Origin of the sequence: Mycolicibacter hiberniae, from assembly GCF_010729485.1 — a bacterium.
Classification (GTDB): Bacteria; Actinomycetota; Actinomycetes; order Mycobacteriales; family Mycobacteriaceae; genus Mycobacterium; species Mycobacterium hiberniae.
The window spans coordinates 2,414,488-2,440,230 of the sequence record NZ_AP022609.1 but is presented as its reverse complement, the minus strand read 5'-3'; the positions used below and the strand labels follow the sequence as shown (position 1 = coordinate 2,440,230).

Here is a 25,743-nt window from a genome sequence, read left to right as displayed (position 1 = left end):
AAGCCGCTGCAGCGCTGTCAGTCGCTTATCGGTGGGCACACGTCAGGGTGCGGTGCGTTGACGGAGGTGTGAGCTGCAAGACCAGTGCTAGCAGCAGTGCGGCGTTGATGACGGCGCGGCGGCCGGCAGGCTGCAGAAGCAGGAGGAGCGGATGTCGTCGTCAGCCCAGGCCAGGGCGACGTCGCGTTGCGGTCTGATGGCGCGGGCCTGGTCGTGTCTGCCCAGCAGCTCATAGCATCGGTGCAGTCCCACCAGTGCCCACACGTTGTTGGGATGCCGGTTGGAGCGGATCACGTCGTCGTTGAGGCCCAGATCGGCTTCGTAGGCGCGGGTCGCTTCTTCGACGTGTCCCTGCTCGAGCAGGAGCGCGCCCAGCGCGTGGCGGCTGGGCATCATCCATCCCCACGGCTCGTCGTAGGGCAACAGATCTTCCAGGCGCACCGCCTCGCGCAGGTGGCTGAAGGCGGCATCGAATTCGCCCCGATGGTAGGCGATCTCGCCGGCCAACAGTTCGCGGGCGACGCCGAGTATGTCGACGCAGCGCACATTGTGCAGATGCCGGCTCTCGGGAACCGTGGCCGCGGTGTGTTCGAAGAGGCGCTGTGCTGCCGCCGCGTCATCGTGTTGTTTGAGTGCGGCGTGGGCTACGCCCTTGCCGTAGTAGTTCATGGCCGCGGTCATGCAGAACAGTGCCGGATTGTCGGGCAGCGGTGCGGCGATCAGATCGTGCCAGCGGCCGAAGCGGACGAGGGCATGGGTGCCGATGGATTTGTAGCCTTCGAGCCAGTCCGCCATCGGCGGGCTTTCGATCTCCACCAGTTCGTCGGGGATGGTGTCGTGCATGTCGCGCACCGCGTCCATGGCGGGACCGAACCGGCCGAGAAACATCGCGCCGTACAGCTTGAAGTGGTAGTTGTGCACGCGGTAGTTCGAGTAGAAGTTCTGCGCGCCCGCGTATCGCCAGTACTTGACGTCTCTCTCGATACCGGTGTCGTTCCAGTCGACGACGTCCTGGTAGTGCCCGCACAGGATGTCGATGTGGGTGGGCATGTGCGCCAGATGTCCCGAATCGGGTACCAGGCGGCGCAATTCGTCGGCAACGCGCAGGGCTGCTTCGGGCGTGGCGGACATCTCCATGAGGTGGATGTACAGGTGCCACAGACCCGGATGGGCAGCCTCACCCCGCGTGCGGCGCTGGGTGATGGCGGTTTCCAGCACCTCTCGGCACTCCAGGGTGTGTGACCCTGCGGTGGGCTCACCGGTTCGCAGATCCCACATGTTCCACGGGTTGAGGTTCATCAGCGCTTCCGCGAAGAATGTTGCGATGTCGGGGTCGTCGCCGAATCGCGTATAGACCTGCCGCATCGCGTGCGCGTACTGCTCATTCCACCCCTGCAGATCCCCCGAGGGACGCTGCGCCTGATAGCGGAACTGAAGGGCTTCGATCAGTGCCCGGTCAGCGGGTGACGCATCCGCGGCATGGGACAGCGCCTTGGCGCTCGCCTGCCGTGCGAGCGCGAGAGCCTCCAGGGTCTCGCGTTCGTCGAACAGCTCCCAGGGCTTGTTGTAGTTGGGTCCGGCCGCATACGCCACGCCCCACCACGCCATGGCGCAGCCGGGGTCGTGGCGCAGCGCCTCGTGGAAGCACGCAGTGGCCTCTTCGTGGTTGAAGCCGAATATCCAGTTCAGGCCCCGGTCGAACCAGAGTTGACTCTCGGCAGCGGACGAAGTGGTGGCCCGACTGTAGCTACCGAGGTCGAAACCGTAGCTGCTCAACGTGTCTGCTCCTTGTTCATGGCTCATCGCAAGGTCTGTGCCCATCCCAGCCGAAGAACTCGGCCTGACAACGCCACTGCGAAGAAGCACAAGGCGCATTCCACCAAATGAAGGTCAGTCACGTCACCATGGGGGACCGTGAGCGCTCAGGACGGCAGCAGGACGGGATCGTCCGTGGTGGACAGCTCCTGCCAGGCGACGAGCACGGCTTCGAGTTGTTCGGGGGAGTGCCGTCCGAGTCCGCACTCGGTGGACAGCCCGAACCGGGGCAGGAATTCGGCAGCGATGGCCGCCCGTCGCCGAGCACCGGCGGCGCCGTCGTCGGCGTTGAGCAGGCCGAGATAGAACTCCGTTTCGGGTTCCAGGGCCAGCCCTGCAAGCGGCTGCCAGTGGGCACGTTTGGTCCATGTGGCCACTGTGGCGGCCTGAATCGCGTTGATAGGGCGTGAGATGTGACGAGCCAGGCCGTTGGACAACGCGACGATCGCGGACGTATCACGCGGCAGGATGTGTCGGCCGCCGCGCGCGGCGGCCTCTTCGGTCGGCGGCTCGCCCATAAATGGTGAGGCGCCGAACTTCGAGTCCCCGTAGCACAGGTGAAACGTCAGGTCGACGTCGTCAGCGACCCAGCCCGCGAGCCGCGCGGTGGCCGCGAAGATTGCTTCGTGGTCCGGGTAGGGATTGGGGAACCATCCTTCGATGGTGGCCAGTTCGGTGGGCAGGTCCCACTGGATGGCCAGGTCGGCGGGTGGGATCGCATCCTGGATGGCATTGACGCTGCGCCGCAGTGCAGATTCGTATGCCAGGGCCACTTCGACCTGTGATTCGAAGTGGACGAACGAGTTCACTGCGTTGAACGGGGTGGCGATCGACACCAGGAACCTGCTGTCGGGCGCCAGGACACCGGAGTCGCGGGCGGTGCGAAAGTCTCGGTATGACGCAAGCGCCGACGAGTGGTAGTCGACGTGGCCGAAGGAGACCGCCGTTGCCGGCCGAACTCTGGCGCGGTTGTCGGAGACGTCCAGGGTCGCGTTGGACAGGAAGTGGGCCGAAAGGTTGAGCACCCAATTCGCGCGGTCGCCGGGCTCGCCGTCGGGGACACGGCGCACGCCGGGCTGCAGGCGTTGGCCGACGAGGTGGAACGCGGCCTGGGTCGTGGGGACGTTGATACTGCCGGTGAGGTAGAAGCTGGCCACCAGCGCTCCGTCGGATTGTGGTGTCACAGGAGCAGTCCGAGCCGAGGCGGAAGAGTTCCGTCGAGGGTGTGTCGTCCCAGGTGGACGTATTTCCATCGCGCGGGGTCGTGCAGGGTGTGCACACGCAGGTTGCGCCAGTGCCGGTCGAGCGCGAATTTGGCATCGGTGGCTGAGGCTCCGGCGAGTTCGAAGATTCCGCCGGCGATCTCGACGGAGTACTCCTGAGCGAGCGCCTTTGCGGCGGCCACCTGAAGAGAGGCGGCCGCCGCTGCCGGGCGAGTCAGCACCGGTGCCGCTAGCGCGTCGTCGACCAGGCGCGCGCCGTGGGCCAACAAAGCTTCCAGGGCGTAGAGCTTGGCTGTCAGCTCGCCGAATCGGCGGACGACGTGTGATTCGTCGGCGGCGCGCTCGACCTGCGCCTCGAACCAGGGCCTGCTGCGCGATGCGACGAACCGTGCACCGTCTTCGAGGGCGGCGCGAGCGGCGCCGACATCGATGGCCGTGTGCAGCGCCTGATCGAAGGCCCCCAACACCGATGGGTCCGCCGCTATGGGGTCGGGGTCGGGTCCTTCGTCGATGACGAGGTCATCGGCGACATGCACGTTGTCCAGAACGACTTCCCCGCTGGCTGTTCCGCGCTGTCCGAAGGCTGACCACTTATCCAGGTTCAAGGTGACACCCGGGTCGTCGGGGCGAACGAAGACGGTCGCGCCGTGGTCGGTTCCACCGATACGTGCGGCCACTGCGATCCACGTCGCGCCGAGTGATCCAGTGGCGTAGAACTTGGTGCCCTCGAGCACCCAACCACCGTCGGAATGGCGGGTCACGGTGGTGGTGCGTTCCACGCTGGTGCGGGTGCCGCGTTCGACGCTGGCGTTGCCGAGTTGGGCGCCGTTGAGGACGTCTCGGTAGATCCTCGGGGCGGGTTCACGCGACGCGAGGCCGCCAAGAGCGGCGGTCAGAACGTAGTGCGACAGCAATAACTGGCCGACTGAGGAGTCGGCTTGCGCGAGGACGCGCAGCACCTCAACGGCGGTGGAGCGGGGCAGGTCCGGCCCGCCGAAGCTCGCGGGTACCAGAATGCCCAGCAGGCCTGAGTTGCTGATCTGCGTCAGCGCGTCGGTCGGCAGGGTGCCGTCGATCTCACGCTGGACGGCTCCGGCGGCAACGGAGGCCGCGATGGTGGCCGCGGTGTCCAAAACGTCCTCAACCGACCGCAGAACGGGTACGGCGGTGTCGCTGATGGGCATCGCTGATGACTCCTGATGGTGTAGTTCGAGCGTTGTGGCTTGGAGGAGAAACTTAGGAAAGCGGGGCGGAGTTGAACAGCTGGTTCAAGCGACGCTGGAAGCGTGTGCAGCAACACTGCACACGGCGTTTTCCGCGGTTGCCGCCCCGGCAGCGGCGATGAACCCGATCACGGCTGCCAGAACACTGGCCGGCGCCGGGGGAGCGGTGGTGGCGACGGCGACCGTGCGCACGGGGCGATGTCCGGCCACCCTTCGCACGGCGACGTCGGGGCGCGACCCCAACGCGGCCAGCGACGGTACCAGGGATACGCCGAGCCCAGCAGCGACGAGGCCTTGCACGGTTGCGTACTCTTCCGCGCGGTAACTGACCGTCGGCTCGAATCCGGCACGCTGGCAAGCGTTTCGGAAAACCCGGGTGTCGGGACACTGGCCCGTCTGGGTGCTCACCACCCAGTTGTCGCTGGCGAGGTCTGCCAGCGTTACCTCGGCCCGTCCCGCGAGGCGGTGCCCGAGTGGCAGAACGACGAAGAACTCGTCGTTGTAGACCCCCATGGTGCTGATCCCGGGAAACTCCGGTCGGGCGCCGGGGACTTCGGTGACCATTGCGGCGTCGGCGTCTCCGCTGCGCAGTAGTTCGACTCCGTCGTCGGGGTCTACGGCGACCAACTCCACGCCAACGCCGGGCAGCGCGCGGCGCACCTGGGCGATCGCGGGCGGAAGGATTACCGCGGCGGCGCTGGCGAACGACGCGATGCGCACCACGCCGGGTCTCGCGGCGGTGATCGACGCGAGGTCGCGTTCGGCGGCGGCAACCGCACCCATGATCGCCGGAACATGTTCGAGCAGCTTGCGCCCTGCCGGAGTAAGGCGCGCACCCGACGGGCCGCGCACCAACAGGGCGCAGCACAGATCGCGTTCCAGAGCGGTGACCTGCTGCGACACCGCCGAAGTGGTGTAATTCAGCGCGACGGCTGCCGCGCTCAACGATCCGGCACGTGCGATTTCCTGCAGCACCACCAGCCTGCGCACGTCGAACATCCCGGGAAGACTAGGGCAGGAGTCTCGTCATCGACAGGTTTGCGATCACGGCGACGCCAATGCTCAGTAGCTCGAAGCGCCGGAGATCGGCGGCGTGATTCCGTGATGAAGTGCGGCGACGTCGGGATGCGCTCGGGTGCGGGACTTCCAGGCATTCTCGCCGTAGGTGTTGAAGATGGGATTGTCCGGATCGGCCTCGACACCACGGGCCAGTCTGGCCAGTTCCGGCGGCAAGGTGATCACGGGGATCGTGGCGTCCAGCGCAGGGTTGAGGAAGTACGGGATGGACACGCGGTCGGTGCCGGGCTTCGGTGACAGCACCCGGTGCTGGGTGGCCCGCAGATAGCCACCGGTGGCGACCTCGAGAAGCTCGCCGATGTTGACGATGAAGGCACCCGGGACGGGCGGCACGTTGACCCACTCACCGGTGGTCAGCTCCACCTGCAATCCGTCGGATTCGGGCTCTACCAGCAGCAGCGTCAGCACCCCCGAATCTTTGTGTGCACCGACTCCCTGTTCGCCGTCGGCACGGCCGGGGTAGCGCACGACCTTGATCAGGGTCGCCGGCAGAACGAACGCGGCGTCGAACAGGTCGTCGGTTGCCCCCAGCGACACCGCCCACTGTCTGAGCAGCCGCAGGCCGACCGCCGACAGCAAGCGGTCCCAGCGCTCGAAGGCCTCCCGGAAGCCGGCGGGCTGATCGGGCCACAGGTTGGGGCCCTGCAAGTGCCAGTAGCCCTGCGCCTCGGGCAGTACGGGTCGCTCTGGACCGATGTCGATCTGCTCGCGCCAGTCGACCAGGCCGTTCGTCAGCTCACCGCCCAGCCGTGAGTAGCCGCGGAACTGCGGACTTTTCAACTGACTGATTCGGTTCTTCTCGGTTACCGGCAGGGCGAAGAACGTCCTGGCCAGGGCCAGGAGGGCCGTGATCTGAGCGGCTGGGACACCGTGTCCGGTCAAGTAGAAGAAACCGAACGTGTGTGCCGCCTCCCGCAACGCAACGCGGAAACGCTCCGGGTCGGTGTCAGCGTCAGACAGGTCGAGCACGGGCAACATGTCATCGACACTGCACCATCGCGAACGTCACGCCAAACCGCGTCAACGAGTCCTTCACAGGTGTGAAGAACTGCCACACAGCCTCGGCATCGATGACGTAGCAGCGGTCGCCGCCTATCGTGAACAGACCAATCGATGAGCTGTCGACGTGTCTGCGGGGTGGGGATCTTCGATGCCGGATGAGCCGCAGATGCCGGCGCCCGGCGGTGCGCCGCATGCGCCCTTGCCGCGCCGGCTGGGTGTCTTCGACGCCGTGTTGATCGGACTGGGCTCCATGGTCGGTGCGGGAATCTTCGTGGCGATGGCTCCGGCCGCGCGGGCGGCGGGCGGGGCGCTGCTGCTGGGATTGGCCATCGCGGCGGTGATCGCCTACTGCAATGCGACCTCGTCGGCACGGCTGGCGGCGCTGTACCCGGCCTCCGGTGGCACCTACGTGTACGGCCGGGAGCGGCTGGGCCCCTTCTGGGGATACCTGGCCGGGTGGGGTTTCGTGGTCGGGAAGACGGCCTCGTGTGCGGCGATGGCGTTGACGGTAGGGGTTTACGCGTGGCCGGCGCATCCGCACGCGGTGGCCGTGGGCGCAGTGGTGGCGCTGACGGCGGTGAACATGGCGGGGGTGCAGAAGTCGGCGTGGCTGACCCGGGCGATTGTGGCGGTGGTGCTGGCCGTACTGGCCGCGGTGATCGTGACCGCGTTCGCCGGCGGTCCCGCGCCGCTCCCGGTGACACCGGTGCCCTCGGCGCCGCTGGGTGCGGTGTTGCAGGCGGCGGGACTGCTGTTCTTCGCGTTCGCCGGCTATGCGCGCATCGCCACGCTGGGTGAGGAGGTTCGCGATCCGGCCCGCACCATTCCCCGGGCTATCCCGATCGCTCTGGGGGTCGCCCTGGTCTTCTACGCGCTGATAGCGATAGCGGCATTGAATGTTCTTGGCCCGCAGCGCCTTGCGGAATCACCGGCGCCGCTGACACAGATTGTCGTCGACGCCGGGGCGTCGTGGCTGTCTCCGGCGGTACGTGTGGCGGCTGTGGTGGCGGCGACGGGATCGCTGCTGGCGCTGATCTTGGGGGTCTCGCGCACGACGCTGGCGATGGCACGGGACCGATATCTGCCCGAAGCGCTGGCTGCGGTTCATTCCCGGTTCGGGGTGCCGCACCGAGCCGAGCTGGCGGTGGGAGTAGTGGTCGCAGTCCTGGCCGCCACCACCGATATCCGCGGCGCGATCGGGTTCTCGTCGTTCGCGGTGCTGGTCTATTACGCGGTGGCGAACGCTTCCGCCTTGACATTGTCGGCCCGCGAAGGCCGCCCGCCGCGGCTGATTCCGCTCGTCGGGCTGGCGGGGTGCGTCACCGTGGCGTTCGCCATGCCGCGGACCTCGGTACTGGCCGGGCTGGCGGTCTTCGCACTCGGGGTCGCCGTCTACGGGGTGCACCGGTACGCCGCCGCGTCGGGGCAGCGCTGAAGCGTCACACCACAAACGGGGCAATCAATGTCATCGCTCCCAACACGGTGAAGCCGATGAAAAATGCCACCAGGGTGAATCCCATGACCTGGCGGACATGCAGCTTGGCGATCGCCAGCAACGGCAGCAGCCAGAACGGCTGGATCATGTTCGTCACGCCCTCGCCGACAGCGACGGCCATGGAGACCAGGCCCAGATAACCGGGGGAGTGCTGGCCGATCGCCAGCGCGGAGTCGACGGCGATCGGCCCCTGCACCGCCCAATGGCCGCCGCCGGACGGCACGAACAGGCTGATGATCACCGACCCGACGAACGTGAGAAACGGCAACGTGTACTCAGTCGCGCCGTTCACCAGGGTCTGTGCCAGCAGGGTCTGCAGTGGCTTGGTGCCCTCGGCGCCCTGATAGGCCAACAGCCCGACCAGACCGCCGTACAGCGGATATTGCAGCAGCAGGGGCCCGGAGACCTTCGCCGCACCGGTGAACGCCCGGATGAACCGGATCGGAGTGCGGTGCAGCAGCGCGCTGGTGACGGTGAACAGCATGATCATCGAGGAGACATTGAGCACAAAGCCGCTGGCGGCGAAATACGTGATGCCCGCGGCGAAGAGCACGACGTTGAGCACCCACAGGTTTTCCAGCCATTCGGCGAACGTCCGGTTGCCCGGACTGTCGACGGCGTCCTGGTCGTCGAACACCGCGGGATCGGGAGCAAGGCTTTCGGAGGGCTCCATGCGCCACAGCGCGACCGCGAGCACGGCCAACACCACGATCGCCGACAGCCAGCTGTACGGCTGGAAGATGGTCTGGCTCAACGGCACGGTGAATCCGGCGATCTTGTGGATCACGTTGATGGGGCTGCCGGGATCGGTGTTGGCCAGCGCGATCGATGAGGACAGGCCTTGCGTCCAGACGATGAACCCGGTGAACGCCGCGGCGACCAGGTAGCCGAAATGCGAATCGGGGAAGCGGCGTGCGACCTGGCGGGCGATCAGCGCGCCGGAGACCAGGCCCAGACCCCAGTTCAGCAGGGACAGAACGGCGCTGACGGCAAAGCAGAGCAAGGCCGCCTGGGTTTGGGTGCGTGGCTTTTCCGCGATGGCCGCGATGGCCCGCTTCAGCGCGGGCGCTTCGGCCAACGTGTAACCCGTCACCAGGATCAGCACCATCTGGAAGGCGAACGTGAAGATGTTGTCCGGTCCCCACACGCCCGCGTACCAGGCCTGCAGCATGCCGCTGCCCGAGGCGCCATCGACCAGCGTTGCGACCAGTCCCGCGACGATGAGCGTAAGTATCACCGCGAACAGATACGGGTCGGGCATCAGGCGCTCCACATAGCGGACACTGAGCCCGGTGAGCGACTGCATGACGCTGTGCCGCCGTCCCGGTGCGGTCATCGCGCCAACCTCTCGTCTGAACTGCGCGCGCAGCGGTCCTGCGGCGCGTTGTGCCACGATAGATGCCGCAATGGCTCGGGCCGGTGTTTCAGCGCATCGTGGCGTGCAGGGCGTCGGTCATCGCGCCGATCGCGGCCTCGCGCTCCAGCGGCCAGCCGTCGACTAACCACAGATGCATGAACGAATCGACCATGGTGTACATCATGGCGATGGCCAGCCGCAGTTTGGCCTCGGTCGCGCCGGGCATGACGCCGGCCTCGGTCCACTCGACGACGTTGGCCTCCATCGTCTCTCGGTGCGCGGCGGCGAATTCCGGGTCGGCCGCCCTCGCCTGATGCAGGGCCATGTAGAGCTGCGGCGTCCGGGTGTAGAAGTCGACCAGCTTCTCGAAGAACGCCCTGATCGACGGCCGGCCGGACGCACCCCCGCGCGGGGCGTCCTGCTGGGCCCAGACGGTCATCGCGGTGCTGCGCAGCTCGCGCAGCACCGCGGCTTTGGAGTCGAAATGGAGATAGAAGGTTGCCCGGCCGATGCCGGCCCGGCGCACGATGTCGTCGATGGTGACCGCGACGTAGCCGCGCTCGGCGAAGCCCTCCAGCGCCGCGGCCATGATGTGGTCGCGGGTCATCATGCGCTGCCGGTCGCGCATCGTCAATCTCGCAGCGGCCGGGTCGGTTCCGGCAGCCGATGCCGGTCCGGTCATTGCAGGATCACCCCGTCGAGCCGGCCGGTGCAGCGCCAGGCGTGCAACATTGCGAAGAAGTCGACGGGCTTGCCGCCGAAGTTGGTCGAGAGCATGCCGTGCGGATTCTCCCGATCGCCCTCGGAGCTCAGGTAGCTCGGCGTGCACTCGGCGTAGAAGGCCTTGGGCTTCTCCGACGCTTCCTCCATTGCGGCCAGCCACTGGTCCTCGGCGGCCTTGGTGGCCTCGATGGTGCGTGCGCCCCGCTGCACGAATGTCGTGACCAGGTAGGCGAAGTGGCGGGCGCGTTCTTCGGCGGTGTGGGTGTAGTTGGGCGAGACACCGGACTGGGTGTAGCCGAGGAAGAAGCAATTGGGAAAGCCGTGGGCCTGCAGACCGTGCAGGGTCCGCATGCCCTTCGCCCAGGCGTCGCTGAGCCGCACGTCGTTGCGGCCGATGATCTCGAAACCCAGCCGCCGGGTGAATTCGGTGCCCACCTCGAAGCCGGTCGCGAAGACCAGCGCGTCGACCTCGTGCTCGGCCCCGTCGACCACGACCGCGGTCTCGGTGAAGCGCTCGACGCCGCGCCCGTCGGTGTCGACCAGCCTGACGTTGTCCCGGTTGAAGGCGTCGAGGTACTGGTCGTGGTAGCCGGGGCGCTTGCAGTTCAGCCGATACCAGGGTTTGAGCGCCTCGGCGGTCTTGCGGTCGCGCACGGTTTGGTCGATCCGCGCGCGCAACCGCTCCATCGCGAGGTAGTCGGCGTGGAACAGAAAGTCGGCGATCTCGGTGGCCGTCATCTCTCGGCCCAGTCGCTGGGTCTCGCGCGCTACGGCGGCCTCGCTCAGTTCGAGTGCCTTGTGTGTCCAGCCGTCATCGGTGAGGTCGAGCTCCATCTCCACTCCGCAGGTGACGCGGGTGAAGTTCTCCATGCGTTCGCGTTGCCAGCCCGGTTTGAGGCCGGCCGCCCAGTGGGGGTCGGTGGGGCGGTTGCCGCGCACCGAAACCGTGCTCGGGGTGCGCTGGAAGACGTAGAGCTGCTGCGCCCACTCGGCGAGGTGTGGGATGCACTGCAGTCCCGTCGACCCGGTGCCGATGACGCCGACCCGTTTGTCGGTGAGCTTGGTCAGCCCGCCGGATTCGTCGCCGCCGGTGTAGCCGAAGTCCCACCGGCTGGTGTGGAAGGTGTGGCCGCGGAACTCGTTGATGCCCGGGATGCCCGGAAGCTTCGGCCGGGTCAGCGAACCGGGCGATACGGCGACCAGGGTGGCGGTGCAGGTGTCGCCGCGATCGGTGGTGATCTGCCATCGCTTGGCGGCATCGTCCCAGTGCAGGCCGGTGACGGTGGTGCCCAGCAGTGCGTTGTCGTACAGGCGATAGTGCCGGGCGATGTTCTGCAGGTGCTCGCGGATCTCCGGGCCGTGCGCGTAGCGCTCGGTGGGGACGTAGTTCAGCTCTTCGAGCAGTGGCAGATAGATATAGGACTCGACGTCGCACTGCACGCCGGGGTAGCGGTTCCAGTACCAGGTGCCGCCGACGTCGCCGGCGGTGTCGATCAACCGGATGTCGTCGAAGCCCGACTCCCGCAGTCGCGCGGCCGCGACCAGGCTGCCCAGGCCGGCGCCGATGATCGCCACCTGGACGTGGTCGTGTACCGGGGCCCGCTCGGCGCGCTCGGTCCACGGGTCGTCGGCGTAGTGGGAGAAATCCGCGGTGACCTCGATGAACTGGTTCACGGCTTCGGGTCGCAGCCGCTTGTCGCGTTCGAGCGCGTACTTGGCGCGGACCCATTCGGGATCGTAGTGCGCCGGCTGGGGTCCCAGGCCATCGGCCGTCGAGGCCATCGTGTCGCGCTCCTCCCGCCGCATGGGGCTTAGCTGGACATTGTGTCTAGTGAATGGACTGTCTGACATCTTGGCAGACGAACCGTCTGAAGTGTGCGAATCCGGCTTTCGGCGCCCCGCTGCCCCCCGTACAGTCGTCGCCGGGGAGGTCACCATGCCGTTCGAAGCGCACCTGGACCGGGGCAAAATCGCCGTCCTGCTCGCCATTGCCGTCGCGTTCGTCCTGGCCGGAGTGTGGCTGGTCGGGGGATTCGGTCCGGTCGGCCCCATCCGCGGCTGGTCGCCGGAGGCGCTGGGCATCTTCGGCTGGTGCGCGATCGTGTTCTTCGGTCTCGGCGTGGCGGTGCTCGCCGGCCGGCTGGTTCAGTCGGGCGTGGAGGTCCGCATCGACGCCGACGGTGTCTACCGGCGGCGCGGCGGCAACCGGGTGATTCCCTGGAGCGCGATCGAGCGGGTCAGGACCGTGGACGCCGGCCGGGTGCAGCTGGCCTACCTCTACCTCAACGACGCTGCCGCGGTCGGCGGCCGCAGCAGACCGGGGGCAGCGTCATTCGGTGACGTGACGCTTTCGCTGCAGGGCACCGACAAGACGGTGGGCGAGATGCGGGCCGCGTTCGACCACTTCGCGCCCGGCCGGCGTGAGGACGCCAGGGGCAACTAGTCGCGCATGCGCAGCACGACTTTGCCGGCCGCGGTGCGATTCTCCAGTGCGGCCAACGCCTCAGCTGCTTGATCGAGCCCGAACACGTGCGGCTTCGGCGGCGCCACCTGGCCGGATGCCAGCAGCGGCTTCAGGGTCTCCCACTGCCGCTCCAGCTCGCCCGGATGCGACGTCACCCATGCACCCCAGCCGACCCCGACCACGTCGATGTTGTTGAGAAGGAGCCGGTTGACCTTGACCGTCGGGATGTCGCCGCCGGTGAAACCCACCACCAGCAATCGGCCGGCGGGAGCCAGGGACCGCAGCGAGTCGGTGACCCGGTCGCCGCCGACCGGGTCGAGCACCAGGTCCACGCCGCGCCCTCTGGTCAACTCGGCGACCGCCTCGCGGAACCCGTCGGCGAGCACGGTGTCGGTGGCCCCGGCAGCGCGGGCAGCCTCGGCTTTGGCCTCGGTGGACACGACGGCGATCACCCGCGCGGCGCCGAGCGGTCCGGCCAGCCGCAGCGCGGAGGTGCCGATTCCGCCGGCGGCGCCGTGCACCAGCACGGTGCTCCCCTCGGTCAGATGACCGCGCGTGGTCAGCGCGAACAGCACCGTCAGGTCGTTGAACAGCAGTCCGGCGCCGGCCTCCAACGACACCGAGTCGGGCAGCGCGAACACCTGCGCGGCCGGCACCGCGATCACCTGCGCCATTCCGCCGTTGAGCATGGTCAGCACCGCCACCCGGTCGCCGGGACGCACATGTGCGCCGGCCGGGGCGCTGCGCACCACACCGGCGGCCTCGCCACCGGGCACGAACGGCAGCTCCGGCTTGTGCTGATAGAGCCCGCGGGACTGCAACACGTCGGGAAACGCCACCCCGGCCGCGTGCACGTCGATGACGACCAGGTCATCACCGACCGGTTCCTCCAGCTCGACCACCTGCGCCGCAGCCGGCCCGTCGAGTTGGGAAATCTGTACCGCGCGCATGGGCGAGCCCTCCGTCTGTAGTGCCTCCCCGAAAACCTAGTCCACTCAGGCGTATGCTCGCGATGCGGCAGTGTTGCCGCATTACCGATGAGGTGTGGCGATGAGTGCTCAACGGTCCAGCCGGCGGCGGAATGCTGGCACGTTCCCGGCGGAGTTGCCGCCGGCCCGCACCATGGAGGTCCGGGCAGCCGACGGAACCCGCCTGCACACCCAGGTCTTCGGTCCGCCGGACGGCTACCCGATTGTGCTCGCGCACGGCATCACCTGCGCCATCCGCGTGTGGGGCCACCAGATCGCCGACCTGAGCACCGACCACCGGGTGATCGCCTACGACCACCGTGGTCACGGACGCAGCGGGGTACCCCGGCGTGGCGGATACAGCCTGACCCACCTGGCATCGGATCTGGACTCGGTGCTCGAGGCCACCCTGGCGCCGGGGGAGCGGGCCGTCATCGCCGGCCATTCGATGGGCGGCATCGCGATCAACGCCTGGTCGGACAGGTTCCGCCACCGCGTGCAGGAGCGGGCCGATGCCGTCGCGCTGATCAATACGACCTCCGGCAATCTGCTGGCCGAGGTGGACCTGTTCCGGGTGCCGCCGCCGGTGCAACGGGTGCGCGTGGAAACCGCGCGCCGCGCGCTGCTGACGTTCGGCAACGTCCCGATCGCCGGGCCGGCGCATGTGGCGGTTCGCAGATTTGTGCGCATGCTCGCCGTCGGCGGTGAGGCCGACCCCTGGGTCAACGCGCTGATCTGCGACCTGTTCGCCAAGACTCCGGCGGCCGGCCGCGGCCACTGGGTGCGGGTGCTGGCCGATTCGCTCGGTCAGGGGTCTTTCATCAACCTCGACGGGCTGACCGTGCCGACGCTGGTCATCGGCAGCACCCGCGACAAGTTGTTGCCGCTGCGGGTGTCGCACCGGATCGCCGACGCCGTGCCCAACCTCGCCCGGTTCATCGAACTCAGTGGGGGACACTGCTCGATCCTCGAGCACCCCGCCGTGGTGAACCGAGAACTGCGTGCCCTGGCCGACATGGCCACCGGGGCGGCGGGCGACGTGGCCGTCGGCGCCGAGTTCCGCTCGTAGAGTCCCCGGAATTGCATTGAAGGTTCTGGCTGCCCTCAGCGGGCTGACCGGTGTGGTCGCTCAGGCCCGCGAGCTTCGCGATGCCGGCGTCGACGGGGTGTTCACCTTCGAGGGCCCGCATGACGTGTTCGCCCCATTGACGCTGGCTGCCGGCGTGGGCGGCCTGGACCTGATGACCAACGTCGCGATCGCGTTCCCGCGTAACCCGATCCATTTGGCGCATCAGGCCAATGACCACCAGCTGCTCAGCGGCGGGCGCTTCATTCTCGGTTTGGGCACGCAGGTGCGCACCCAGATCGAGAAGCGATTCGGCGCCGCGTTCGACCGGCCGGTGGACCGCATGGTGGAGCTCGTCTCGGCGCTGCGGGCGATCTTCGAGTCCTGGAACACCGGTGTCCGCTTGGATTTTCGGGGCGACTATTACCGGCATACGTTGATGACCCCGACATTCTCGCCGGGGCCGAACCCCTATGGCGCACCGCCGATCTTCATCGGCGCGCTGGGTCCGCTGCTGACCCGAGCTGCCGCTGAGCATGCAGACGGACTGCTGGTGATGCCGTTCTCCACCAAGCGATTTCTGCACCAGAACACCCTGCCCGCGGTGCGTGCTGGGCTCGACCGCGCCGGGCGCCGTGCCGAGGACTTCACCGTGGTTCCGGAGATCATCGTGGCCACCGGCGCCACCGAGGCGCAACGGCAGGCCGCCGAGGCCGCCACCCGGACACTGCTCGGATTCTATGCTTCGACTCCGGCCTACGCCCCGGTGCTGGCCGCCCACGGCTGGCAGGACCTGCAACCTGAACTCAACGCACTGTCCAAGCAGGGCAGGTGGGCGCAGATGGGTGCGCTGATCAACGACGAAATCCTGCACACCATTGCCGCCTGCGGCACGCCGGCGCAGGTGGCGGCGCGTATCCGTGACCGGGTCGACGGAGTCGCCGACACGGTCTGCGTCTACCAGGCGGCACCGATCGCGCCGGCGCTGATCGGTGAGATCGTCGCCAACCTGCGTTGACGGCGGCTATACCCTAGGGCGCCATCGTGACCCAGTCGGGGAACCCGCTCGGGTCGTGGCGGCCCAACACGCCGTGTTCGTAGAGGCCCCAGCCCTCGACCGGGGCGGCGTCGCCGTCGCGGCACACCGCACGCCCCACATGGTCGATCATTCCGAAGCTGGCCCGCCCCAGGATGGCTGGATCGGTCATGTCATAGGTCAGGCGCTCGGTGAACTTCTCGCCCTTCCACTCGCCATGCAGCCAGTCGATGTCGCCGCCGTAACCGCCGCCGACGTGAATGGGGACCGGCAGTTTGGATTCCACCTCGAACACCACCGGCGTGCCATCCGGGCGCGTGGCTTCGATGGTGGCGCCGGTGGCGATCCGGGTGCCCGATCGGTAGCGGGTCGAAATCCGGGGCCAGCCAAGCTGTTCGACGCGGCCGTCGCGCCAGATCCGGCTGCAGTCGTTGAGCGAGCGGAACCCGTCGGGTTCCTCTTGGACGATCATCACCACCGCGAAGTCCTCGAATGCCATGGGTACGTAGAGCCACCACATGCCGTCGAACGGCGGGTCGGCCGGTCGTCCCGCGGGCTCGCGTTCACCGACCGGGCGGATGCCCCAGGAGCGGTCACGCGAACCGATCCAGACGGCGGGGTCCACGGCGATCTCCTCGCCGTCGATCGCGATGCGCCCACTCCAGGTGCCCAGTTGGGCGAAACGCTGCGCGTCCAGGGTCACCCTGGTGCCGGTCCGCAGGATGTGGCGCTGCTCCTGTACCGGGTCGAACAGACCCTCCCACACCAGATCGAGGGCAATGCCGTCGGTTTCATCCATGACCACCCGCAGTGAGCGCAGGGGATCGGTGACCTCGATGCGGTAGGCGCCGACGCGCTGATTGAGCCGGTCGGAGTCGATTCCGTCGGACAGGTGTACCGCGGTCTGGGTATCGCCCCGGCGCACCAGCACAAAGGCGTCTTTGACGCCGAGGTTGGGATAGTAGCCGCATCCGGTGATCACGAAGATCTCGCCGGTGCGGTCGTGGGCGTTGAGGTAGCAACGGTCGTAGAAGTTGCGGTCCGAGGAGCCCGGCCAGGCGATCGGCTGCGGCAGTTGATGGACCGGGTATTCGTCGAGTGGCCCCAGCATCAGCTCTGTACTCCCATCAACTTTCTGAGCAGTCCGGCGTGGTAGAACAGCGACTCGGGGTTCTCCGGCTTCTCCATCTCCCCGAAATGCACACGGCGGGCGCCGGTGCGCATGAAGACGATCCCCCACATCACGCCGGCGTAGACGTAGAACCAGTGCAGGTCGCCGAGTTCGACGCCGGTCAGGTCCCGGTAGGTGGCCCGAACATCGTCTTCGCGCAGCACCTGCGGAAGCCCGGGCAACCCCGCCAGGCCAGCGAGTTCTTCAAAGACCAAGTGCGCGAAGATGAGCCACGAGACATCCAGCTCGCGTGGCCCCAGCGTCACCATTTCCCAGTCCAACACCGCAACCGGGTGGAAATCACGGTAAAGCACATTGCCGATGCGGGAGTCGCCCCAGCACAGCACGGTCTCGCCGGCTGCGGCGTCGGCCGGCCAGTTCTGCTCCAGCCAGGCCATGGCCCGGTCCAGCAGCGGCGAGCGACCCATGTCGGGTACCGCGAACTCGTACCATTGCCGCACCTTCTCGAAGTGGCGCCGCAGCGCAGTGTCTCCGTCGGTGTGCTCGTCGAGGAAGGAGAAGGTCTGTGCCGCATCGCCGATGGCGTGCAGCTTGGCCAGCACCTCGACGGTGCGGTCTTGCAGGCTGCGCTGCTGTTCGGCTGTCGCGTCGGCGAACCAGTTGCTGCCGAACGTGTAGGGCATGACGTCGGGTGGCACGTCGCCGTCCACTCGATCCATCAGGAAGAAAGGCCGGTCCAGCACGTCGCCGGTCGGTTCGAGCCAGCGGACTTTCGGCACCGGGACATCGGTGAGTTCGCCCACCCGCCGCATCACCTCGAATTGGTGATCGAGGCGGTAGGCCGGAAACACCGGAACGTCTTCGGGTGCCGGTGCCACCCGCATCACCCAGCGCTGTTGCTCCGCACCGTCATCGGCCGGCCAGTGCGCGGCGAGCATGATGGTCTCCGAGGACATGCCGTTGGTGTCCACGCCGCTTTCCACACTGATCTCCGGCGTGATCTCGCCGGGCAACTGCGTGGCAAGCCAGCGAGACATTACCGTGGGCAGGGTGGTGACGTCGCGGCTGGAACGTTGGAGTCGGCCAACGTCCTTTTCCACTTCTACAGTCGGTTGGTCGACCACGGCGGTATCCTCCGTCAGGGTAATTACGATACGACAGGTAGCGGTATGAAAGCAGAACCTTCAGCCCTTGACAAGGCACCCGGCGCCGGACGGCCTCGCGACCCCCGCATTGACGCTGCCATATTGCAGGCCGCGGCGGAGCTGGTTGTCGAAGTCGGCTATGCCAATCTGAGTCTGGCGGCTGTGGCGGAGCGAGCGGGGACCACCAAGACCGCGCTTTACCGCCGGTGGCCCAGCAAAGCCGAATTGGTGCACGAAGCCGTCTTCTCGGTTCCGCCGAGCGCGGTAATCGCCGTACCCGGGAACGCGTTCGGCATTCTGCAGGCGATGATGGCCGGGGCGCGTGACGCATTCACCGATCCGGCGGTGCGGGCCGCCCTGCCCGGCTTGTTCGCCGACATGTCGACCAACGCCGAGTTGACCGCGCGGGTGCTGTCGCGATTCCAGGGCCTGTTCGAGGTGACCCGCCACTGGGTGGCCGAGTCGGTGAGCCGCGGCGATCTGCGCGCAGGCGTGGACGCCGGTCGGCTGGTCGAGATCATCGGCGGCGCAGCCCTGTTCAGCATGATGCTGCGCCCGCAGGACGCCCTCGACGACGACTGGGTACACCAGACGGCGGACATCATCGCCCTTGGTGTGCTCACCTAAGGCCATGTCCGCACCGAACGAACCGCTGCCATTCCCGGCGGACTGGGCCTCGATGCTGGTGCTGGTTCCGCATCCCGACGACCCCGAATACGGCATCGCGGCAGCGGTGGCGAAGTGGACCGCCGCCGGCAAGCGTGTCCGCTACGCACTGGCATCCAGGGGCGAGCGGGGTATCGCCGGGATGGATCCGCAGCAGGCGGGCCCACTGCGGGAGGCCGAGCAACGGCGGGCCGCGGCGATCGTGGGCGTGGACCCGGTCGCCGGCGTCGAGTTCTGGGACTTCCCGGACAGCAACATCGTCAACAAGCCGGCCCTGCGGGCCAAGATCGCCTCGGTGATCGCGCACGATCGCCCCGACGTGGTGGTCGCGGTCTACGGAGCCCCCGAGTTCGCACCGGGGATGCCCAACCAGCGCGACCACATCGAATTCGCTGCCGCGGTCACCGACGCCTGGGACGCCATGGCGTCCACGCCTCGTTGGCTTTTCCAGGGCGGGCCGGGACCCAGTCACGTCGAGGACGTGGATGCCTACCTCGACACCGCGGTGGAGTCGCTGGCCGCCCACGAGGTCTACCTGTCGGTGCTCGACCCCGCCACGGCGGTACCCGAGCAGGCACGCAAGGTAGTCGATATGACGACCTCGGCGCTGCCCGGCCGCCGGGTGGCCGGTTTCCGTCTCATCCGGAGCGCCGAGGCATGACCGGAACCACCCCGGTGCTGCGCATCGGAGTGCTCGGGGCGGCCCGGATCGCCCCGGATGCACTGGTCAAACCGGCCGCCGCCAACCCGGAAGTGGTGGTCAGCGCCGTGGCAGCGCGCGACGTCACTCGCGCCCGTGCCTTCGCGGGCAAACACCGCATCGAGCGGGTCCACGACAGCTACGACGCGCTGATCGCCGACCCGGCCGTCGATGCCGTGTACATCCCGTTGCCCAACCACCTGCACGGCAGGTGGACCCGCGCCGCGCTGGATGCCGGCAAGCACGTGCTGTGCGAGAAACCGCTCACCGCCAACGCCGATGAAGCCCGTGCGATCGCCGCGGCCGCCGCGCGCACCGACCTGGTGGTGATGGAGGCGTTCCACTACCGCTATCACCCGATGACACTTCGCATCGAGGAGATAATCGCCTCGGGTGAATTGGGCAAGCTCCAGCGGGTCGACGCCGCGCTCAGCTTTCCCCTGCCGCGATTCTCCGACATCCGTTACCACTACCCGCTGGCCGGCGGAGCGTTGATGGACGCCGGCTGCTACGCGGTCCACATGGCCCGTACGTTCGGCGGAGGGACCCCCGACGTCGTGCAGGCGCAGGCGAAACTGCGTGATCAGTTCGTGGACCGGGCGATGACGGCGCGGCTGCGATTTCCGGGCGGGCACACCGGGACGATCCGTTGCTCGCTGTGGTCGGCGAATCTGTTGCAGATCAGTGCCCGCGTGATCGGCGAACACGGCGAGCTGCGCGCCATCAACCCATTGATGCCCCAGTACTTTCACCGATTGGGCGTTCGCTCCCGGCGGGGCAGGCGGGTGGAGCGGTTCAGCCATCGGGCTTCCTATGCCTACCAGCTCGACGCGTTCGCCGCCGCCGTGCTGCGCGGTGCCCCGGTTCGGACCACCCCGCAGGACGCGATCGAGAACATGGCCGTCATCGACGCGATCTACCGGGCCGCGGGTCTGCCGCCGCGCGAACCGGCCTGAGCGCTGCGGCGGTGATCGCTCAGGCGCTGTGGCCCGGTTCCAGGTCCCCGACGTCGGCAAGCGACAACAAGTCGTCGGTGCGCTGGTCGGCTTCCGCGGCGACCGGCTCCAACAGGTAGCCGAGATGGTCGCCGAGGTCGATGCGGCGCAGGGTCTTGCCGACGAACCAGCCCGGTGCCGCATCGAGGATGGGCATGCCCTCCGGACCGCGGTGCCAGGCGCAGTGCTCGAATTTGTTGATGTCGTCCCCGGTCTGGCTGCCGAACAGCCGGGCCAGCTCCTTGTCCTGGCGGGCCAGCACGTGGACGGCCAAGTGCTCGGATGCGGCCGCCACGGCGAAGGTGTGATTGCGTTTGGAAATTCCCACCAGGAATCTCGCCGGATCGATGCTGGTCTGGGTGGCGAAGCCCACCAGGCAGCCCGAGGTCTCGTCGTGTGCCCGGGTGGTGACTACGAACATGGTGTAGTCCAGCATGCTGACCAGCTGCTGAAATGACTCGTCGCCCATATCCGGGGGTGTACCCGCCCGGGGCGACGGGCATACCCCGCTTACTGCGCGAATTGCGTTGCCGCGTCCACCAGGTCCAGCAGCGGTTGCGGGAACACTCCCAGCAACACCGTCACCGCTGCGCACAGGGCGATCGCCGCCTTGCTCCACACGCTGGGCAGAACCAGGTTCGGCGGATCGGCAGGGGAGTCGGTGAAGAACATCAACACGATCACCCGGACGTAGAAGTAGGCGGCCACACCGCTGGCGACCACGCCCACCACCACCAGCGGTGCGGCACCGCCTTCGGCGGCGGCCTTGAAGACCGCGAACTTACTGATGAAGCCACTGGTGAGCGGAATGCCGGCGAAGGCCAGCAGGAACATCGAAAACAGCAAGCCCACCACCGGATAGCGCCGGCCCAGCCCGGCCCACCGGGCCATGTCGAGTTCCTCTTCACCGCCGGAGCCGCGGATCAGATTCACCACGGCGAAGGCGCCCACGGTGGAGAAGCTGTAGGCGACCAAGTAGAACAGCGTCGCCGAGATGCCGGCCGGGATCGCCGACAAGACGCCGGTCAGCACGAAACCCGCGTGCGCGATCGAGGAATAGGCGAGCATCCTCTTGACCTCGGTCTGGGTGATCGCCGCGATGGTGGCGACCACCATGGTCACGATTGCGATCAGCCACAGCAGGGGACGCCACTGGTCGTGCAGCGCCGGCAGCGCGACGTAGAGGATGCGCAGCATCGCCCCGAAGGCGGCGACTTTGGTGGCGGCCGCCATGAATCCGGTGACCGGTGTCGGCGCCCCGACATAGACATCGGGCACCCATGAATGGAAGGGCACGGCGCCGACCTTGAAGAACAGGCCGACCAGGATCAGGCCGGCACCGATCAGCGCCAGCGGGTCGCCGCTGTGGGCGAACAGCCGCTCGCCGATCTCTGTCAGGGTCAGTGTCCCGGTGGCGCCGTACAGCAAAGCGGCGCCGAACAGGAACAGCGCCGAGGAGAACGCGCCCAGCAAGAAATACTTCAGGGCTGCTTCCTGGGAGAGCAGGCGGCGGTAGCGGGCCAGACCGCACAGCAGATACAGCGGCAGGGAGAGCACTTCCAGTGCCACGAACATGGTGACCAGATCGTTGGCGGCGGGGAACACCATCATGCCGCCGATCGCCAGCACGGTCAGCGGGAACACCTCGGTCTGGGTCACCCCGGCCCGGGCGGCGTCGAGTTCGGCGACGCTGTCGGGTACCGCCGACGCCTGGGGCGTGAACGAGTCCATGCCCGCGCGTGGCGGTGCCGTCGGCGCGGCCGCGGCTCCCGGACCTTCGGCAACGCCGGTGCCGATGTTGCGCTCCGCCATGAACACCACGGCCATGATCCCCACCAGTGCGATGGTGGCCTGCAGCACCAGCACCGGCCGGTCCACCGCCATCGAGCCCAGCACCGCGACACGGCCGTCGGCCGGCAGCTCGCGGCCCACTTCGACGATTGCGGCGAACGCGGCGGCCAGGCCGCCGACGGCGAGCAGCACTTGGGTCGCATAGCGCGCCCGACGCGCGACGAACGCTTCGACGGCCACACCGGCCACCGCGGTGCCGAAAACGATCAGCAGCGGTAACACGAGGCCGTATTCGACAGATGGGATTGGCATGCCCGCCATGGTCAGTGCGCCCCCTCAGCGGTCAGCGGTGCCGGGTCGGTCTGGCCGATCGTGGTCAAGGTGTGCTCGACGCCCGGATTGATGATGTCCAGCGCCGGTTTGGGATAGAAGCCGAGGAACAGCAACAGCGCGATCAACGGTGTGACGACCAGCAACTCGCGCGGGACCAGATCGTGGATGCGTTCATTGCCGTGCGCGACGGGCCCGGTCATCACCCGCTGGTACAGCCACAGCATGTAGATCGACGACAACACCAACGCCGTGGAGCCGACCGCCGCCGCCACCCAATACCGGTTGAACGTGCCGATGAGAACCAGGAATTCACTGATGAACGGGGCCAGGCCCGGCAGCGAGAGGGTGGCCATCGCGGCGACCATGAAGGTGCCGGCCATCACCGGGGCCACCTTCTGCACGCCACCGTAGTCGGCGATCGCCCGAGTGCCGCCGCGCCGGGCGATCAGGAATCCGGCGATCAAGAACAAGGCCGCCGTGGACAATCCGTGGTTGAGCATGTACAGCGTCGAACCGCTCTGTCCCTGGCTGGTCATCACGAAGATCCCCAGAATGATGAACCCGAAGTGGGAGATCGAGGTGTAGGCGATCAACCGCATGATGTCGCGTTGCCCGATCGCCACCATCGCGCCGTAGACCACTCCGATGACCGCGAGCGCGATGATGGTCGGCCGGAAATAGGTGGACGCGTCCGGGAACAACTGCAGGCAGTAGCGCAGCATCCCGAAGGTGCCCACTTTGTCCATCACCGCCATCATCAGCACCGCGGTCGCGGGAGTGGATTCCACCGCCGCGTCGGGCAGCCACCGGTGCAGCGGCCACAGCGGAGCTTTGACCGCGAAGGCGAACATGAAGCCGGCGAACAGCAGCTTGAGGACGCCCGGATCCACGGTGGTGGTCGCCGGCGAGAAGGTCGAGACCAGTTCCCGGAAGTCGAACGTACCGCCAGACGAGCCTGCCCCGGAACTGGCCACGTAGACCCCGATCACGGCGGCCAGCATGATCAGGCCCCCGAACAGGTTGTACAGCAGGAACTTCAGGGCTGCCTGGGAACGCTTCGCGCCCCTGCCGAAGCCGCCGATCATGAAGTACATCGGGATCAGCATGGCTTCGAAGAACACGTAGAACAGCAGGACGTCCAGCGAGACCAGCGAGATCAGCACCATCGCCTCGACGGTCAGCGTCAGCGCCGCGAATGCGTGCGGTCCCCGCGCGCGAACTGCCGGGCGCGGCGCGTCGTCAGCATCGGCGCCGGTCTCCCCGTCGTTCCATCCGGCCAGCATCAACAGCGGCACCAGCCCGGCGGTCAGCAACGCCAGGATCACCGCGATGCCGTCCACCCCGAGGGTGTAGCTCGCCCCGAACGCCGGAATCCAGGAATGGGATTCGACGAACTGGTAGGGGGCGGCCACCGGAGTGGTGTCGAACCCGACGGTGACCACGACGGCCACCCCCAGCGTGGCAAGGCTGACCAGCAGGCCGGTGTACTTCGCCAGGCCCGGCCGGCCGGCCGGCAACACGATCACCAGTCCGGCGCCGACCAGTGGCAGCAGCCACAGCAGGCTCAGCCAGGGCACGCTCGTGTTGGCGTTCACAGCTGCACCGCCAGCACCATCGCCACGACCAGGACCGCACCGGCGAGCATCGTCAGCGCATACGAGCGCACGAAGCCGGTCTGTAGGCGCCGCACCAGATATGAGGCGATCGCCACCAGCCCCGCTCCGGTGTTGACCGAGCCGTCGACCACCCCGTCGTCCACCTTGACCAGGTCTTGGGCAAGTCGGTTACCCGGACGCATCAGCACCTCCTCGTTGAAGGCATCGCCGTAGAGATAGTTGCGGGCCGCCACCGTCAGCGCCGAGACGTCGGTGGGAGCGGTGATCGGTATCGGCTTGCGGCCGTACATGTTGTAGGCCACCGCGACACCGACCAGGACGACTCCCAGGGTGATGGCTCCGGTAAGCCAGGCCGGGATGGCGTGCGCTGCGTGGTGTTCGCCGACCGCCGCCACCGAGCTGACCACCGGCTCCAGCCAGTGCTCCAAGCGCCCGCCGACGGCCAGCGCACCGCCGGCGAAGACGGCGCCGACCGCCAGCACGATCATCGGCCAGGTCATCACCGACGGCGATTCGTGCGGGTGCTGCAGTGCCCGCTCCGCGGTCACCTCGCTCTCGTCGGCCGCCCAACGGCGTTCGCCGCCGAACGTCATCAGCATCACGCGGGTCATGTAGAAGGCGGTGATACCGGCGCCCAGGATGGTCACGGCCCCCAGGACCCAGCCGCGGGTGCCGCCGGTGGCCAGTGCGGCCTCGATGATGGCGTCCTTGGACCAGTAGCCGGCGAACGGCGGCACCCCGATGATCGCCAGGTAGCACAACCCGAACGTCACGAAGGTCACCGGCATGAAGCTGCGCAGGGCGCCGTAGCGACGCATGTCCTGCTCGTCGTTCATTCCGTGCATCACCGACCCGGAGCCCAGGAACAGTCCGGCTTTGAAGAAACCGTGGGTGAGCAGGTGCATGATCGCCACCGCGTAGCCGGCCGGGCCCAGGCCCGCGGCCAGCACCATGTAGCCGATCTGGCTCACCGTGGAGGCGGCCAGGGCCCGTTTGATGTCGTCGTTGGCGCAGCCGATGATGGCACCGAACAGCAACGTGAGGGCGCCGACCACGACCACGGCCAGGCGGGCGTCGGGGGACAGGTCGAACACCGGGCCCGACCGCACGATCAGGTAGACGCCGGCGGTCACCATGGTGGCGGCGTGGATCAGCGCCGATACCGGTGTCGGGCCTTCCATCGCGTCGAACAACCACGCCTGCAGCGGCACCTGTGCGGACTTGGCGCAGGCGCCCACCAGCAGCAGCAGACCGATGGCAGTGGTCAGGCCGCTGGGACCGGCCTCGCCGACCGCGCCGAACAGGCCGTCGAAGGACAGCGTGCCGAATCCGGCGAACATCACGAACATGGCCAAGGACAGTCCGATATCGCCGACGCGGTTGGAAACGAAGGCCTTTTTGCCCGCCGCGGCCGCCACCGGCCGGGCGTACCAGAAGCCGATCAGCAGGTAGGACGCCAGACCGACGCCTTCCCAGCCGACGTAGAGGCCCAGGTAGTTGTCGGCGACCACCAGCAGCAGCATCGCGGCGACGAACAGGTTCAGGTAGGCAAAGAAGCGCCGGCGGTCGGGATCGTGCTTCATGTAGCCGGTCGAGTAGATGTGGATCAACGCGCCCACGCCGGTGATCAGCAGCACGAAGCAGATCGAGAGCTGGTCGATGAGCACTCCGAAGTCGACCTGCAGGGCACCCACCGGCACCCAGCTGAACAGGTGGGTGTGGATCGACCGGTCGTCGGGGCCTCGGCCCAGCATGTCGGCCAGCAGGGCCAGGCCGATCCCGAACGAGCCGAGCACCGTGGCGCAGGCCAGCAGGTGCCCCCACCGGTCGGTTCGGCGCCCGCCGAGTAACAGGATCAGCGCACCGGCGGTCGGCAGGCCAACCAGCAGCCAGCTCAGCTGGCTCAGATTCGTCAT

22 protein-coding genes are annotated in these 25,743 nt (G+C 67.7%); 7 read left to right on the top strand and 15 right to left on the bottom strand.

The window, feature by feature from the left end:
- Positions 1 to 87: 87 nt before the first annotated feature.
- From G6N14_RS11505 to G6N14_RS11485, 5 genes are all read right to left on the bottom strand, one after another.
- Complete coding sequence (locus tag G6N14_RS11505) at positions 88 to 1,776, bottom strand: tetratricopeptide repeat protein (protein WP_109559656.1); 1,689 nt, start codon at positions 1,774 to 1,776, stop codon at positions 88 to 90.
- A gap of 146 nt (positions 1,777 to 1,922) precedes the next feature.
- Complete coding sequence (locus G6N14_RS11500) at positions 1,923 to 2,972, bottom strand: hypothetical protein (RefSeq protein ID WP_085133981.1); 1,050 nt, start codon at positions 2,970 to 2,972, stop codon at positions 1,923 to 1,925.
- Between the two features lie 23 nt (positions 2,973 to 2,995).
- Positions 2,996 to 4,222, bottom strand: coding sequence for an acyl-CoA dehydrogenase family protein (locus G6N14_RS11495; protein WP_085133933.1), 1,227 nt, complete (start codon positions 4,220 to 4,222; stop codon positions 2,996 to 2,998).
- An 84-nt stretch (positions 4,223 to 4,306) separates the two neighbouring features.
- A complete protein-coding gene (locus G6N14_RS11490) occupies positions 4,307 to 5,260 on the bottom strand; it encodes a LysR family transcriptional regulator (RefSeq protein ID WP_085133932.1) in 954 nt (317 codons plus the stop codon).
- A 63-nt stretch (positions 5,261 to 5,323) separates the two neighbouring features.
- Positions 5,324 to 6,316 carry an isopenicillin N synthase family dioxygenase gene (locus tag G6N14_RS11485; RefSeq protein WP_085133931.1) on the bottom strand — a complete coding sequence of 331 codons (993 nt, stop codon included), beginning with the start codon at positions 6,314 to 6,316 and terminating at the stop codon, positions 5,324 to 5,326.
- Positions 6,317 to 6,506: 190 nt separating this feature from the next.
- On the opposite strand from G6N14_RS11485, the gene G6N14_RS11480 reads away from it, so the two are divergent.
- Positions 6,507 to 7,775 (top strand): APC family permease, encoded by a 1,269-nt coding sequence (locus G6N14_RS11480; RefSeq protein WP_085133980.1) that lies wholly within the window; start codon positions 6,507 to 6,509, stop codon positions 7,773 to 7,775.
- A 4-nt stretch (positions 7,776 to 7,779) separates the two neighbouring features.
- Here G6N14_RS11480 and G6N14_RS11475 read toward each other — a convergent pair whose 3' ends face one another.
- The 3 genes from G6N14_RS11475 to G6N14_RS11465 all read right to left on the bottom strand — a co-directional run bounded on the left by G6N14_RS11475 (position 7,780) and on the right by G6N14_RS11465 (position 11,697).
- Entirely contained in the window at positions 7,780 to 9,171 is a 1,392-nt protein-coding gene (locus G6N14_RS11475; protein ID WP_085133930.1) for a TIGR00366 family protein, read from the bottom strand.
- 88 nt (positions 9,172 to 9,259) lie between these two features.
- Positions 9,260 to 9,874 carry a TetR/AcrR family transcriptional regulator gene (locus tag G6N14_RS11470; RefSeq protein WP_085133929.1) on the bottom strand — a complete coding sequence of 205 codons (615 nt, stop codon included), beginning with the start codon at positions 9,872 to 9,874 and terminating at the stop codon, positions 9,260 to 9,262.
- On the bottom strand, positions 9,871 to 11,697 hold the full coding sequence (locus tag G6N14_RS11465) for a flavin-containing monooxygenase (RefSeq protein ID WP_085133979.1): 1,827 nt from the start codon (positions 11,695 to 11,697) through the stop codon (positions 9,871 to 9,873). Before G6N14_RS11465 ends, G6N14_RS11470 begins: the two co-directional genes overlap by 4 nt.
- 154 nt (positions 11,698 to 11,851) lie before the next feature.
- Here G6N14_RS11465 and G6N14_RS11460 point away from each other — a divergent pair, with 154 nt between their 5' ends.
- Positions 11,852 to 12,358, top strand: coding sequence for an STM3941 family protein (locus G6N14_RS11460; RefSeq protein ID WP_163787137.1), 507 nt, complete (start codon positions 11,852 to 11,854; stop codon positions 12,356 to 12,358).
- Here G6N14_RS11460 and G6N14_RS11455 read toward each other — a convergent pair.
- Positions 12,355 to 13,329, bottom strand: a complete 975-nt coding sequence (locus tag G6N14_RS11455; RefSeq protein WP_085133927.1) for an NADPH:quinone oxidoreductase family protein — start codon at positions 13,327 to 13,329, stop codon at positions 12,355 to 12,357. The two genes, G6N14_RS11460 and G6N14_RS11455, sit on opposite strands and share 4 nt — an antisense overlap.
- A 100-nt stretch (positions 13,330 to 13,429) precedes the next feature.
- Between G6N14_RS11455 and G6N14_RS11450 the strand changes: the two genes are divergently transcribed.
- Together G6N14_RS11450 and G6N14_RS11445 are read left to right on the top strand one after the other, a co-directional pair.
- On the top strand, positions 13,430 to 14,416 hold the full coding sequence (locus tag G6N14_RS11450; protein WP_085133926.1) for an alpha/beta fold hydrolase: 987 nt from the start codon (positions 13,430 to 13,432) through the stop codon (positions 14,414 to 14,416).
- 16 nt (positions 14,417 to 14,432) lie between these two features.
- Positions 14,433 to 15,431: a TIGR03617 family F420-dependent LLM class oxidoreductase gene (locus G6N14_RS11445; protein WP_085133925.1), complete on the top strand. Its 999-nt coding sequence runs from the start codon at positions 14,433 to 14,435 to the stop codon at positions 15,429 to 15,431.
- A 13-nt stretch (positions 15,432 to 15,444) separates the two neighbouring features.
- On the opposite strand, the gene G6N14_RS11440 is transcribed toward G6N14_RS11445, so the two are convergent.
- Together G6N14_RS11440 and G6N14_RS11435 are read right to left on the bottom strand one after the other, a co-directional pair.
- A complete protein-coding gene (locus G6N14_RS11440; RefSeq protein ID WP_085133924.1) occupies positions 15,445 to 16,560 on the bottom strand; it encodes an Rv3169 family protein in 1,116 nt (371 codons plus the stop codon).
- Complete coding sequence (locus tag G6N14_RS11435; protein WP_085133923.1) at positions 16,560 to 17,705, bottom strand: phosphotransferase family protein; 1,146 nt, start codon at positions 17,703 to 17,705, stop codon at positions 16,560 to 16,562. The genes G6N14_RS11440 and G6N14_RS11435 overlap by 1 nt, the downstream gene beginning before the upstream one ends.
- A 45-nt stretch (positions 17,706 to 17,750) precedes the next feature.
- Between G6N14_RS11435 and G6N14_RS11430 the strand changes: the two genes are divergently transcribed.
- Genes G6N14_RS11430 through G6N14_RS11420 form a run of 3 tightly spaced genes read left to right on the top strand, consistent with a single transcriptional unit; the run spans position 17,751 to position 20,048 of the window.
- Positions 17,751 to 18,353 carry a TetR family transcriptional regulator gene (locus tag G6N14_RS11430; RefSeq protein ID WP_085133922.1) on the top strand — a complete coding sequence of 201 codons (603 nt, stop codon included), beginning with the start codon at positions 17,751 to 17,753 and terminating at the stop codon, positions 18,351 to 18,353.
- 4 nt (positions 18,354 to 18,357) lie between these two features.
- Entirely contained in the window at positions 18,358 to 19,053 is a 696-nt protein-coding gene (locus G6N14_RS11425) for a PIG-L deacetylase family protein (protein ID WP_085133921.1), read from the top strand.
- A complete protein-coding gene (locus G6N14_RS11420) occupies positions 19,050 to 20,048 on the top strand; it encodes a Gfo/Idh/MocA family protein (RefSeq protein ID WP_085133920.1) in 999 nt (332 codons plus the stop codon). Before G6N14_RS11425 ends, G6N14_RS11420 begins: the two co-directional genes overlap by 4 nt.
- A gap of 19 nt (positions 20,049 to 20,067) precedes the next feature.
- Here G6N14_RS11420 and G6N14_RS11415 read toward each other — a convergent pair whose 3' ends face one another.
- Genes G6N14_RS11415 through nuoL form a run of 4 tightly spaced genes read right to left on the bottom strand, consistent with a single transcriptional unit; the run spans position 20,068 to position 25,743 of the window.
- Positions 20,068 to 20,556, bottom strand: a complete 489-nt coding sequence (locus tag G6N14_RS11415) for a flavin reductase family protein (protein WP_085133919.1) — start codon at positions 20,554 to 20,556, stop codon at positions 20,068 to 20,070.
- A 41-nt stretch (positions 20,557 to 20,597) separates the two neighbouring features.
- Positions 20,598 to 22,199, bottom strand: coding sequence for an NADH-quinone oxidoreductase subunit NuoN (gene nuoN, locus G6N14_RS11410; protein WP_085133918.1), 1,602 nt, complete (start codon positions 22,197 to 22,199; stop codon positions 20,598 to 20,600).
- A gap of 2 nt (positions 22,200 to 22,201) precedes the next feature.
- Entirely contained in the window at positions 22,202 to 23,806 is a 1,605-nt protein-coding gene (locus G6N14_RS11405) for an NADH-quinone oxidoreductase subunit M (protein WP_085133917.1), read from the bottom strand.
- Positions 23,803 to 25,743, bottom strand: coding sequence for an NADH-quinone oxidoreductase subunit L (nuoL, locus tag G6N14_RS11400; RefSeq protein WP_085133916.1), 1,941 nt, complete (start codon positions 25,741 to 25,743; stop codon positions 23,803 to 23,805). Before nuoL ends, G6N14_RS11405 begins: the two co-directional genes overlap by 4 nt.

Bases quoted from the DNA above. Each gene is read 5' to 3' on its own strand.
- G6N14_RS11495 (WP_085133933.1), bottom strand. From the start codon at position 4,222: ATGCCCATCAGCGACACCGCCGTACCCGTTCTGCGGTCGGTTGAGGAC.
- G6N14_RS11490 (WP_085133932.1), bottom strand. From the start codon at position 5,260: ATGTTCGACGTGCGCAGGCTGGTGGTGCTGCAGGAAATCGCACGTGCC.
- G6N14_RS11485 (WP_085133931.1), bottom strand. From the start codon at position 6,316: ATGTTGCCCGTGCTCGACCTGTCTGACGCTGACACCGACCCGGAGCGT.
- G6N14_RS11480 (WP_085133980.1), top strand. From the start codon at position 6,507: ATGCCGGCGCCCGGCGGTGCGCCGCATGCGCCCTTGCCGCGCCGGCTG.
- G6N14_RS11475 (WP_085133930.1), bottom strand. From the start codon at position 9,171: ATGACCGCACCGGGACGGCGGCACAGCGTCATGCAGTCGCTCACCGGG.
- G6N14_RS11470 (WP_085133929.1), bottom strand. From the start codon at position 9,874: ATGACCGGACCGGCATCGGCTGCCGGAACCGACCCGGCCGCTGCGAGA.
- G6N14_RS11465 (WP_085133979.1), bottom strand. From the start codon at position 11,697: ATGGCCTCGACGGCCGATGGCCTGGGACCCCAGCCGGCGCACTACGAT.
- G6N14_RS11460 (WP_163787137.1), top strand. From the start codon at position 11,852: ATGCCGTTCGAAGCGCACCTGGACCGGGGCAAAATCGCCGTCCTGCTC.
- G6N14_RS11455 (WP_085133927.1), bottom strand. From the start codon at position 13,329: ATGCGCGCGGTACAGATTTCCCAACTCGACGGGCCGGCTGCGGCGCAG.
- G6N14_RS11450 (WP_085133926.1), top strand. From the start codon at position 13,430: ATGAGTGCTCAACGGTCCAGCCGGCGGCGGAATGCTGGCACGTTCCCG.
- G6N14_RS11440 (WP_085133924.1), bottom strand. From the start codon at position 16,560: ATGCTGGGGCCACTCGACGAATACCCGGTCCATCAACTGCCGCAGCCG.
- G6N14_RS11430 (WP_085133922.1), top strand. From the start codon at position 17,751: ATGAAAGCAGAACCTTCAGCCCTTGACAAGGCACCCGGCGCCGGACGG.
- G6N14_RS11425 (WP_085133921.1), top strand. From the start codon at position 18,358: ATGTCCGCACCGAACGAACCGCTGCCATTCCCGGCGGACTGGGCCTCG.
- G6N14_RS11420 (WP_085133920.1), top strand. From the start codon at position 19,050: ATGACCGGAACCACCCCGGTGCTGCGCATCGGAGTGCTCGGGGCGGCC.
- G6N14_RS11415 (WP_085133919.1), bottom strand. From the start codon at position 20,556: ATGGGCGACGAGTCATTTCAGCAGCTGGTCAGCATGCTGGACTACACC.
- nuoN (WP_085133918.1), bottom strand. From the start codon at position 22,199: ATGGCGGGCATGCCAATCCCATCTGTCGAATACGGCCTCGTGTTACCG.
- nuoL (WP_085133916.1), bottom strand. From the start codon at position 25,743: ATGACGAATCTGAGCCAGCTGAGCTGGCTGCTGGTTGGCCTGCCGACC.